The 11,009-nt window shown below is 69.7% G+C and carries 9 protein-coding genes; 2 read left to right on the top strand and 7 right to left on the bottom strand.

Annotated features, from left to right (window positions below; all coding sequences use genetic code 11):
* Nucleotides 1-65 precede the first annotated feature (65 nt).
* Together AB0D14_RS24040 and AB0D14_RS24035 are read right to left on the bottom strand one after the other, a co-directional pair.
* Nucleotides 66-1,430, bottom strand: a complete 1,365-nt coding sequence (locus AB0D14_RS24040; RefSeq protein WP_362782300.1) for a carbohydrate-binding protein — start codon at nucleotides 1,428-1,430, stop codon at nucleotides 66-68.
* A gap of 241 nt (nucleotides 1,431-1,671) precedes the next feature.
* Nucleotides 1,672-3,336, bottom strand: coding sequence for an alkaline phosphatase D family protein (locus AB0D14_RS24035; RefSeq protein WP_362782297.1), 1,665 nt, complete (start codon nucleotides 3,334-3,336; stop codon nucleotides 1,672-1,674).
* Nucleotides 3,337-3,648: 312 nt separating this feature from the next.
* Here AB0D14_RS24035 and AB0D14_RS24030 point away from each other — a divergent pair, with 312 nt between their 5' ends.
* Entirely contained in the window at nucleotides 3,649-3,930 is a 282-nt protein-coding gene (locus AB0D14_RS24030) for a hypothetical protein (RefSeq protein WP_362782294.1), read from the top strand.
* A gap of 88 nt (nucleotides 3,931-4,018) precedes the next feature.
* Here the strand turns inward: AB0D14_RS24030 and AB0D14_RS24025 are convergent, their stop codons facing one another.
* The 4 genes from AB0D14_RS24025 to AB0D14_RS24010 all read right to left on the bottom strand — a co-directional run bounded on the left by AB0D14_RS24025 (nucleotide 4,019) and on the right by AB0D14_RS24010 (nucleotide 8,968).
* Nucleotides 4,019-4,666, bottom strand: coding sequence for a CatB-related O-acetyltransferase (locus tag AB0D14_RS24025; protein ID WP_362782291.1), 648 nt, complete (start codon nucleotides 4,664-4,666; stop codon nucleotides 4,019-4,021).
* A 195-nt stretch (nucleotides 4,667-4,861) separates the two neighbouring features.
* Nucleotides 4,862-6,358, bottom strand: a complete 1,497-nt coding sequence (locus AB0D14_RS24020; protein WP_362782289.1) for a HEAT repeat domain-containing protein — start codon at nucleotides 6,356-6,358, stop codon at nucleotides 4,862-4,864.
* 166 nt (nucleotides 6,359-6,524) lie between these two features.
* A complete protein-coding gene (locus AB0D14_RS24015; RefSeq protein ID WP_362782286.1) occupies nucleotides 6,525-8,186 on the bottom strand; it encodes a thiamine pyrophosphate-binding protein in 1,662 nt (553 codons plus the stop codon).
* Nucleotides 8,183-8,968, bottom strand: a complete 786-nt coding sequence (locus tag AB0D14_RS24010; protein ID WP_362782284.1) for a cyclase family protein — start codon at nucleotides 8,966-8,968, stop codon at nucleotides 8,183-8,185. The genes AB0D14_RS24015 and AB0D14_RS24010 overlap by 4 nt, the downstream gene beginning before the upstream one ends.
* A gap of 183 nt (nucleotides 8,969-9,151) precedes the next feature.
* Between AB0D14_RS24010 and AB0D14_RS24005 the strand changes: the two genes are divergently transcribed.
* Nucleotides 9,152-9,736 carry a hypothetical protein gene (locus AB0D14_RS24005; RefSeq protein ID WP_362782282.1) on the top strand — a complete coding sequence of 195 codons (585 nt, stop codon included), beginning with the start codon at nucleotides 9,152-9,154 and terminating at the stop codon, nucleotides 9,734-9,736.
* 81 nt (nucleotides 9,737-9,817) lie between these two features.
* On the opposite strand, the gene AB0D14_RS24000 is transcribed toward AB0D14_RS24005, so the two are convergent.
* Entirely contained in the window at nucleotides 9,818-10,912 is a 1,095-nt protein-coding gene (locus AB0D14_RS24000; RefSeq protein WP_362782279.1) for a protein kinase family protein, read from the bottom strand.
* Between the last annotated feature and the right edge of the window lie 97 nt (nucleotides 10,913-11,009).

Below are 11,009 nucleotides of genomic sequence, written 5' to 3'. Positions count from 1 at the left end.
GGTCCGTGGACCGGGCCCCGCCCCGCGGCGCAACCGTACGCGTCAGACGCGCTGCCCCGTACGTGTCATACGCGCTGCCACAGAGCCGGCGTGAGGCCGGGCTGCCACGCACCCTGCGCCTGATGCGACTGCAGGCACTCGTAGGTGACGCCGTTGGAGGTCACCCGTACGCCTGTCCCGTAGACCTTGCCCGCCCTCCAACTGCCCGAGGGAACGTCCTGTGCGCCGGGTGTGCCCTCGCCCGCGGCGGTCTTCAGCGTGAGCCCGTACTCCTTGAGCAGCGGGTTGATGGGCTGGTAGAAGGTGGTCCCGCCGCTCTTGCAGTCGCCGGTGCCCCCGGAGGTGACGCCCTGGGCCTGGGTGCCGGAGAGGTAGGAGCCGCCGGAGTCGCCGGGCTCCGCGCACACCGTCGTGCGCGTCACTCCCTCGATGACGCCCTCGGCGTAGCTCACGCTGGTGCCGTGCTGCTCGATCTTTCCGCAGTGCCAGCCGGTGGTGGAGCCGGACCGGCAGATCGCCGCGCCCACCAGCGCCTCCACCGAACCGGCGACCTGCGCGTTCGCTTCAGCCTCGCCCTTGACAGTTGGCGTGGCGGTCCACTGGCTGTTGACGCCCACCCAGGACATGTCCTTGCCGGGGAAGATCGAGGCCTCGAAGGCGCCCTGGGCCACCTTGTTGAAGCCGGTGGTCTTGGCACCCGGCTTCCCGCAGTGTCCGGCGCTGGCGAACCCCTGCTTGTCGCCCTTGGTCACGGAGAACCCGACCGAACAGCGTGCCTTCTCGTCGATGTAGTACGCGTCACCGCCCCGGACGTCGTGCAGGGCGCGAGGCCGGTCCGCCGACACCTTGACCTCGACGAGCCGCCGGTCGACGCCGGCGGCCGCGATGAGCTTGTCGGCGGCCGCACTGCTCGTCGCCTGCACCGTCACCCGGTTGGTCCGTACGTCGACGTACCGCACCGGTGTGTCGAGGGACTTGCCCGCCCCGGCGACTTCCAGTTTCGCCTTGACTGCCTGCAGATCCGCCAGCGTGTTCCTGACCACCTTCGCCTGCGCCCCGCTGGCCTTGATGGCGGCGACACCCGCGGCGTTGGTGGTCGCGACGGTCAGACGGGCCGAGGTCGTGCCGTGCACCCAGGCACCCGCGAAGTGCTTGCCCAGCGCGTTCTGGAGCCGGCCGGCGCGCGTGCCCGCCTCCGCCTCGTTCACCAGCCGCGCCCTGGCCTGCGACGCCGTCAGCCCCAGGTCGCGCTGCAGCGCGCGCAGAAGGGTTGACGACGGCTTGTCCGCACCGAGCGTCTGCGCGGCGGACGAGGGGGGCGCCGGAGCGGGTGGCTCGACGGCCGCGGCCTCGGGCAGCCCCGTGAGCACGAGTGCGCCGAGCACGGTCAAGGCGGTCCGGGCGGTTCCGCCGGCATGTCTGTGGACCATCGGGTGACTCCTCGTTTTCGGGTGTTCGGAGGTTGGGAAGGGTCGGAGGTTCTGGGGTTCGGGTGTTCGAGTGTTCGGGAGCAGGAAGGGGCCGAGACCCTAGGCCTTGCCGACATGGGCGCAGAAAATGTCCACTTGTCTCCAGTTCGGCGCTTCGGACGACACGAAGGACCCGCCCGGCGTAGTACCGGATGCCGATGGACCGGCTCACCAGGTACCGCGATGAGGAGAAGGGCCCGCGTCAGACGGGTTCGAGGCCCGGGCTGCCCGCCTCGCTCACGAAGGACGCGGCGGTCGTGACCGGTGCGTCCGGCGTCGTCACGGCGGAGACCGTTCGGAAGTCGGCCCGGGCCTTCTGACGGTCCAGGGCGACCCGCACATAGCCACGGCGCCCGTTGTAGAACTTCAGGTGCGGGTTGGCCTTGAGGTACGTGTCCCAGTTGGCGGGCCTGTCCGCGCCGTCGCTGCCGCTCGCGACCGAGGTGGCGACGATCTCCGTGCCCAGCGTCTTCGACGCCGGATCGTCGAAGTCCTCCTTGATGTCGAAGGCGTACCCGACGTGCACGTCCCCCGTCATGACCACCAGATTGTCGACCTCTGCCGACTTCGCACCGTCGAGGACCCGTCGGCGCGAGGCCCGATAGCCGTCCCAGGCGTCCATGGACATCTTGGCCTCGGCACTGAGATCGAACTTGCGCTGCGAGAAGCACACCTGTTGCGCCATGACGTTCCACAGGGCCCCCGAGGCCCGCCAGCCGTCGATCAGCCACTTCTCCTGCGCCGCCCCGGTGAGGGTGCGCGCCGGATCGTCCGACTCGGCACCGGGAGCGTGCGGTCTGTCCCCGTACGCCTGGTCGGAGCGGTACTGGCGGGTGTCGAGGACGTCGAACTGCGCGAGCGTGCCCCACTGGAGGCGGCGGTAGAGCTGCATGTCCGGACCACTGGGCTGCTGTGTGCCGCGCAGGGGCTGGTTCTCCCAGTACGCCCGGTAGGCGCCGGCGCGCCGCAGCAGGAACTCCTTCGGCGGGACGTTGTTCTCACTGATGGTGCCCGCGTAGTTGTTCTCGGTCTCATGGTCGTCCCAGGTGACGACGAAGGGGTGCGCCGCGTGCACCGCCTGCAGGTCCGGATCGCTCTTGTAGAGGGCGTAGCGAAGCCGGTAGTCCTCCAGGGTCTTGGCCTCACGGTTGAAGAGGCCGGGCAGCTTCCGGTCGGTGTAGTCGCGCGCGCCGCCCGCGGAGTTCACGGCGTACTCGTACAGATAGTCGCCGAGGTGGAAGACCACATCGACGTCGTCCTGGGCCAGATGGCGGTGCACCGTGAAGTACCCGTCGCTGTAGGCCTGGCAGGCCACGGCCGCGTAGGTGAGCTTCGCGGTGGCGGCGGTGGTTGCCGGTGCCGTGCGGGTACGTCCGGTGTCGCTGATCCAGGTGCCGGTCCTGAACCGGTAGTAGTACACACGACCGGGGGCGAGGCCTCCGACCTCGACGTGCAGGCTGTGGTTGTACTCCGGGAAGGCGACGGCGTAGCCCCTGCGGACGATCGAGGCGAAGCGCTCGTCGGTGGCCACCTCCCACTCGACGGCCACGTACTGCTCGGGCAGACCTCCGCCCGGCTCGTACGGGGAGGGCGCGAGCCGGGTCCACAGCAGCACGGAATCGGGCCGCGGGTCTCCGGAGGCGATGCCGAGCTTGAACGGATCGCTGGGGATCCTCGCCGCGTCCAGTTCGGTGCCGACAGCCACTCCCCGGGCCGGCAGGTTCGCGGAGAAGGCGAGAGCGGCGGCCGCAGCGGTGACCGTGAAGAAACGGCGGCGCCCGAAATGCCGCGCGGCGGCACGCAATTCGGGGTCGTGTCGTGACGAGGTGTCCTGCGTCAGGGATCTGCGGCAGCCTGCCGGGGCCATGGAGGCCTCCTCTCGCGGTTGATGGCACAACGGACCCACGAGCTACGTGCGGCAGGGCCACCGAAAGTGGATCACTGCATGTTAAACAGATAAAGCTCACAAATACGGCAGGCGCGGGACGCGGAGAGTGTCCGCGTCGCGCGTCGCGGTTCGGCCGCGCACGAAAACCGGGGTGCTTGGCGCGCCTGCCCGGACCGTCAACTTCCGCTTGTCGTGGACGGCTTGACAGGTTGCGGACCACAGCGCGGGGTACGCGGAAGCACCGTACGACCAAAGGTGAACGTAGGAGCCGAGTGGAAGGGGAGACGCGTCGTGACACCGCGAGGCAGAACACCGGAGACACCCGAGCCGGCCAGGACATCCGAGCTGGGCACCCTGGAGCGCGGCACCGAGCAACGCGGGCAGCTGCGTGTCCGCCTCATGGACATCGCGTGGACCGCGCTGTGCACCGTTCTGGCTCTGTGGGCCGTATGGAGCATCTTCGGCGTCGTGAACGGAGCGACGCACTGGGCCTACTCTGCCGTGGCCTGGATCCTCCTCGCCATCGCCTTGGCCCTGCGCGTCGCGACCGCCCGCCGGCGGACACGGGTCTGACCGAGGGCCGGAGAGCTCCCTGAAATCCAGCAGCCCGGTCCCGACCCCACAGCCACAGCCACAGCCACAGCCACAGCCATACTCGGGGTCACTTCGAGGCCGGGGCCACCGCCTCAAGGTCGTCGACACTGCCGGACATGATCGTGCGGACATGCTCGCTGATGTGCTCGGCGGGCCAGTCCCACCAGGACAGAGCCAGGAGGCGGACGATGTCCTCGTCGCTGTACCGCCGGCGCAGGAGCTTGGCGGGGTTGCCGCCGACGATGCCGTAGTCGGGCACGTCGTCGACCACGACGGCCCCCGAGGCGATGATCGCGCCGTGCCCGATACGGACACCGGGCATCACCATGGTCCGGTACCCGAACCAGACGTCGTTGCCGACCACGGTGTCTCCCCGGCCGGGAAGGCCGGTGATCAGATCGAAGTGCTCGGCCCAGGAACCTCCCATGATCGGAAAGGGAAAGGTCGAGGGGCCGTCCATCCGGTGATTGGCGCCGTTCATGATGAACCGCACGCCTTCACCCAGCGCGCAGAACCGACCGATCACCAGTTTCTCCGGCCCGTAGTGGTACAGCACATTGCGGGTCTCGAAGGCCGTCGGATCATCCGGATCGTCGTAGTACGAGTACTCCCCCACCTCGATCAACGGCGAGGTGACCAGGGGACGCAGCAGCACCACACGCGGCTGCTCGGGCATGGGATGCAGCACGTTCGGATCGGCGGGACCAGCCAGCATCACAGATCAACTCCTCATAGGTCGCCGGGAATCCCATGATCGTAACCATCGGGCATGAGGGGCCTCGTTGTTCATGGTCGCTGCGAGGTTCATGGTCGCTGCGAGTTGAACCCGGTCCCGCCCTCAGGCCCCCTCCTGCGCCGCCTCCAGAACCATGGCGATCAGGTCGTGGATCTGGAACCCGCCCGGTCGGCGTCACTGCTCACGGTCTGTGTCCAGTGCTTCGAGGAGTTCGGTGGTCGCTCGGCGCAGGTGTGGCGGGGAGGCGTCGGTGGTGAACGTGGTGAGCCGGTCGCGGGCCGCCTCGTCGACCGATGGCAGTGCTCCATCCGCCGCCCAGCGGGTGAGGCCTTTGACCGCTTGGAGGCGGACGTCCTCGTGTGCGTCGTCGAGGCCTCGCTCGAAGCGCCGGATGTCCTGCCGGGCCGTCTCGTGATCGGGGGCGTCCTCCGCGTCCAGCAGTGACAGCGCGGCAGCCCGGACCGCCCCGGAGGAGGATGTGTCCGCCAGGCGCCGGACGGCGGGAAGGGCGTCGTCGAGACCGTAGAGGGCGTTGCGTGTACGCCAGGTCGCCTCCCCGCCGGACGCGAGGTGGGCGGTGAGTGCCTCGGCCACGGGACGGCTTTCCCAGAAGCGCAGACCTTCCTGGACGAGTTCCCCCAGTCCGTCGACCGCACCCGCACGGACGTCGGCGTCGGGATCGTCGAGAAGCGGGAGCAGCAGCCATACCGCGTCCCATCTCCCTGCGGCGCCGACCGCCTCTGCGGCGGCCGCCCGGGTGCGCCCCGGTACCGCTTTGTCACCGAGGACTTTGCGGAGCTGCTCGACAGCGGTCCGGGTGCCCAGGCGGCCAAGGGCTTGCGCGGCCCACCGGCCGGCCTCGGGGTCGCGGAGCCACCGCACCGCGGGATCGGCCACCCGACGCTCTCCGCGCCCCCCGAGTCCGCTCAGCAGCGTTCCCGCCACCGCTGGGTCCCGCTCCGTCTGCAGGGTCGCGACCAGGGCGTCCCGCACCGTGGGTTGTTCCGCGTCCAACAGCCGCCCGGTCACCGCGAGCCGCACCGCTCGGGACGAGTCGCGCAGTCCGGCAAGCAGCGAATCGAGCAACAGCTCGGTGCAGTTGTTCGGCAGCATCCTCAGAGCCTCCGCACGGGCGGCGCCCTCGCCCTCCCGAGCCGTACGGATCACTTCCGCCCGGACGGCCGGGTCGTCGCGCAACTGGTACACCAGCGAGCGGGCGCGTCCCCACACCGCTCCGTCCGGATCGCCGAGCAGTCGCACCAGCGCCGCGACGTCGCCGGTCACGCCCAGCGCGCCCAGACCGACCAGGGCGTTGATCCGCAGGTGGTGGTCCGGATCACCGAGCAGGCCCGCGAAGGCCTCCGTGACGGCTCGGTCGTCCAGCCCGAGCCGGATCGCGGCGAGCGAAGCCTGGCGTCGTACCCGTGGATCCGCTGCACGCATCAGCCGCGGCAGCACTGTGCCGCCCGCCTCCGGGGCTCCGAGCCGGCCGAGTCCGAGAGCCGCCGCCGCGCGCACCGCGGGCTCGGGGTCGCCGGCTGCCTCGACGAGGGCTCCGGCGTGTTCGGGCCGGCCGGTCCTGCCGAGCCCTTTCGCCGCTGCCGTGCGTCGCTCCGGGTCCGTGTCGGTCAACTCCCGTAGGAAGTAAGCGATTTGATCTTCCGTCCCCATAGCACCCCCTGGAAGGGAGACTTTCGAGAGGGAGACTTGCGAGACGGTCAGAGGGTTGCTCTTCCTCCGCGGTGCCATGCCTCGCGGCCATGCTCCGCGGTGCCATGCCTCGCGGCCGTGCTCCGCGGGGCATGCCTTGTGGCCATGATCCGTGCCCGCGCCGGGCTCAGTGTCCGCGGAACGCTTCTTCCAGCCACCAGGCCCCTCGGTCCCGGGTCACCTTCGCGTCGATGAGCAAGGGTGCGGACCGAGGCCCGGCGACCCAGTCCTCGACGGCTTTCAGATCCGTCCGCGCGCGCACGGTCACCGCCTCGAAGCCGTAGCCCCGGGCCACCGCGGCGATGTCCGTCGGCGGGAACTCGACCGTCTCCAGCGGATATCCGTCCGGCCCGAAGTGGTGCACCTCCGCTCCGTAGGCGTCGTCGTTGTACACGACCACGACCATCGGCAGCCCAAGCCTGCGTACCGTGTCGAGTTCCACGGCACCCATCATGGCGCCGCCGTCCCCGAGCGCCGCCACCGCGAGCCGGTCCGGCCGCGCGAGTGCCGCGCCGATCGTGGTCGCCAGCCCCAGGCCGATCGACTGGAACGCCTGGGTGAAGCAGAAGCCGTTCTCGTCCGGCACCGACAGATACATGGTGGGGTAACCCATGAAGTTGCCTGAGTCGACGCCGATCACTCGCTCAGCGGGGAGGATGTCGTCGAGCGCGATACTCAGCGTTCGCGGGTCGATCCGCTCACGGCTGCTCGTGTCCTCGTACGGCACGTTCCGCCAGCACACGCGTGCGGTGATGGCCTCGGCCGTGGCGGCGGTCCGGTAACCCTGCCGTTCTCCGGCGCCGCCCGTCTCCAGCGCACGCCGCGCGGTCAGTTCCACGTCGCCGGTGACCCCGAGCCGAATCTCCCGCTGCGCGCCGAGCGCCGACGCGTCGTCGTCGACCTGCACCACCGTCGTGTCGGCACCGATCAGCCGACCGTGCCGCATCGTCCACATGTTCAGCGTGCAGCCCCAGCCCACGATCACGTCCGCGGCGCCGATCAGCTCGGCCGTCAGCGGCGACGAGAAGCCTCCGGACACGTCGAGCGACCACGGATTGCCGTGGAACAGACCGCGCGCCACGGCCGATGTCGCCAGCAGGGCTCCGCAGCGCTCGGCGAGAGCTTCGAGTGCGGCCCGTCCACCTGGTGATCGTGCGCCCCGGCCGGCCACGAAGACCGGCCGCCGCGCCCGTTCGAGTACCTGCAGCAACGCCGCCACGTCGTCCGACGACGGCTCGACCGCCGTCCGCTCCCGCGGCGGCGTGGTCTGCTCGGCTTGCACGGCCTGTGCCAAGGCGCCCTCGGGCACGTCCAGGGCCTGTACTCGCAAAGGGAGGTTGAGCAGCACGGTGCGCCGCTCGTGCAGGGCTCGTTCCACCGCGGCACGGGCCTGTTCCACCGCGAGCTCGGCCGACGTGATCCGCAGCGGGACCGCACCCACCGCCCGCGCCAGCGCGTCCTGGTCCACGTGGAAGTTGGACCGGGGCTCAGTCACCTCGGCTGCCAGGACCAGGAGCGGCGTACGGCTCTTGGCCGCCTCGGCGACACCCGTCATGGCGTTCGTCAGGCCGGGACCCTGATGAACGCTCAGCGCAGCCACGGTGCCGCTGATGCGCGCGTACGCGTCGGCCATCGTCGCCGCGCCACCTTCGTGGCGTGCGGCGACGAAGCGCGCGCCCGCCGCGACCATGGCGTTGGTCAGATGGAAGTTGCCCGATCCCACGACGCCGAAGACCTGGCAGACTCCGGCCGCGCACAGCGCCCGTCCGACGGCCTCCGCGACCTTCATGCGCGCTCCACCAGTGCGAGCACCCGCGCGGGAGACCCGGACCCCGACACGATGGGCAGCGGCCCGGCGACGACGACGCAGCCGGTCGGGGGCAGCGCCGCCAGGTTCTGCAGCTGGGTCAGCCCGTATTTGTCACTGCCCATCAGATAGGAGTGGCACGGAAAGGCCGGGTCGAAGGTGTGCCCGCGTCCGGCGTCGGTACCCACCGTCTCGACGCCGAGGCCGATCACCGGTGACTCCTGGGCCACCCAGCGGGCACACTCCGGCGACAGGCCAGGGGTGTGCGGGCCGTTCTCGTCCGCGTTGAGGAACGCCTCCTGCGTGTGCGAGCGGGCGTCCCAGCCGGTGCGCAGCAACAACCAGCCGCCGTCGGGCAACGGCCCGTTCTCGGCCTCCCAGGCCTGCACGTGCTCCACCTCCACGAGGAAATCCGGGTCCTCCTCCGCTTCGGCGGTGAAGTCCAGCACGGCGGCCGGTGCGATCAGCCGGCCCGCTGGTACGGAGGCCACGTCGGCCAGGTCCTTGCCGGTCACCCAATGGTTCGGGGCGTCGAAATGGGTGCCGGTGTGCTCACCGCTGCGGAAGTTGTTCCAGTACCAGGCCGGCCCGCGGTCGTCGTACTTGCTGATCTCCTCCAGTGCGAACACCGCCGTCTGGCCGAACTGGGGCGGCAGTTGGAGCACCGGCGTCGACGACGACAACGGCGCCGTGAGGTCGACGACTTCGATGGACCCCCCTCGCAATCCGGACACCAACGCGGCGAGAACGGACGGCTCGGGCATAGGGCCTCCTCGGACGACGGAAGAACTGACAGCATGACACCCGGACGGGCGGGCCTGAACGCGCGGATCCGTGGTATCCACAGTCCGGTGGAGACGATCCAGAAGCGGGACGACCAAAAAGGATCAAAGAGGACCAGAAAGAAAGAGGACCGGAAAGTAGGAGAAGCAGGAGAAGGAGGCAGCGTGTACGCAGGGCGCGGAACCGTGGTGGCGACGGCCGTGTTCGCGGCCACCGTACTGAGCCTGGCCGGCTGCTCCGCCGACGACGGCGGCGGCAGTTCGGCGCAGCCGTCGGATCCTGTGGTCAGCACCACGACCTCTCCCCCGGCTCCGCCGTCGGCTTCCCCATCGAGAACGTCCGCCACCCCCTCGCCTGCCCCATCGGCATCGTCATCGGCCTCCAGGAGCCCGTCGCCGGTCCCCAGCTCCGGACCGGAGCAGAAGCTGGTGACCATGACCGTCAGCGGCGGCTTCGCCGGTGTTCAGCAGGAGGTGATCCTGCGTGGCGACGGCACCGTCCACACCAGCGACAAGGGCAAGACCGAGGTGCGCCGCGCCGGCGCGGCCCAGTTCACACAGCTGCGTACGCTGCTCGGGGATCCGGCGCTGGCGGACGTCCCCGACGTGACGGTGGACCCGGGCGCGGCGGACATGTTCCAGTACAAGCTGCGATTCGACGGTCGTACGGTCATCACGGACCGCTCTGCCGCACACCCCGCACTCGACCGCCTCATCGACGCCCTCGACAAGTGGCTGCCGACGCACTGACGTGCCTCATCGCCCCCCATGCCATGCCACTCATGCCATGCCGGCCGCCCGGGCCGGCCACCGGGCAACGGCGCCCACCCGTCAGTCGCCGGGTGTGCGGTGCATGGCGATGGCGCCCACCCGCTGGAGTTCCCCGACCGGGTACGGGGCCTTCCTGCTCTCGCCCCTCAGCTGGCGGAAGAAGTCGGCCATCACCGCCGTGAGTGGTGCGTCGCGGGTGAGAATCGCCGCTGCCGCCGCCGGTATCCCGGTGGGACGCTCACCATCGGCAAAGGCACGGACCTGCGCCTCACGGTCGTCTCTCCCATACCCGTACAGCGCGGTGACCAGCCAGTTCACCAAGTAGCTGGTCGAGTAGCAGCGGTCGTAGTCGTGATGCCGGACGAAGAAGTCGCTCGCCTCCCGCGTCAGCTCGAAGCGGGCGGAGAGGGCGAGCCCGTAGTCCGCGAAGTAGAGGCGCTCGCCGTCCGTGAGGATGTTCTCGAAGTGGGTGTCGAAGTGCAGAAGACCTCGGCTCCCCATAAAGGAGATCCCGTCTTCCAGCCCGCTCTCCACCATGGCGCAGGCCCGGTTGACGGCCTCGTCACCTGCGGCCAGCTGTTCGCCGAGCCACTGGTGCAGGTTCTGTGGGATGTACTCCAGGAACAGGGCGATGCTCGCCGAGGAGTGCTGGAGGCCCTCGATCCGGCGACGTACCGATGTTCTGCCGTCCCAGGAGGCGACGGCCCGCTCCACATCGGCCAGTTCCTCGGGCAGGGGCGTCGCGTCCGGCAGGACCCGCCAGTGGTACATCAGAGGGAAACCGTCATGCTCCCCCGCGAGGACCCAGTTCGTCGTCATCGTGTGTACGGCGAGTTCTCTCCAGGCCCCGAACCCCGGCCCGCCTATCCCGTCCTCGCCGATGCCGTACTGGCAGAAGAGCGGCAGCTCGTACAGGTTCGCCGTGGACCTCATGTTGTCCGGTCGCCGATCCAGGTCGGTGAGGGGGACCCGCTTCACGAAGACCCGTGTTCCGGCGACCTCCAGCAGGGTCGACTTCCCTCCGATGCCGGAACCGGTCGTGCCGGCCGCGTCCAGGAGAGCGAGGAGAGCGCGATCGCTGTGCAGGGCAAGAGATGTGGAGACAGCTCCATGGGCGGTCAACCGCGCATCGCGCCCCGTACCGGTGCGCTTCATTTATACCTCCACTGAGCTGTCTCCACTGGACTGCCTCCGCTGGGGTGCCTCTGGACCGGACACGACTTGTTCGTGATGTGAGGTATGTGAGGTTGTT

Origin of the sequence: Streptomyces sp. NPDC048484 (assembly GCF_040651415.1) — a bacterium.
Classification (GTDB): Bacteria; Actinomycetota; Actinomycetes; order Streptomycetales; family Streptomycetaceae; genus Streptomyces.
Note: the sequence above shows the minus strand (reverse complement) of the source record. Positions and strands in the feature narration are given on the sequence as shown.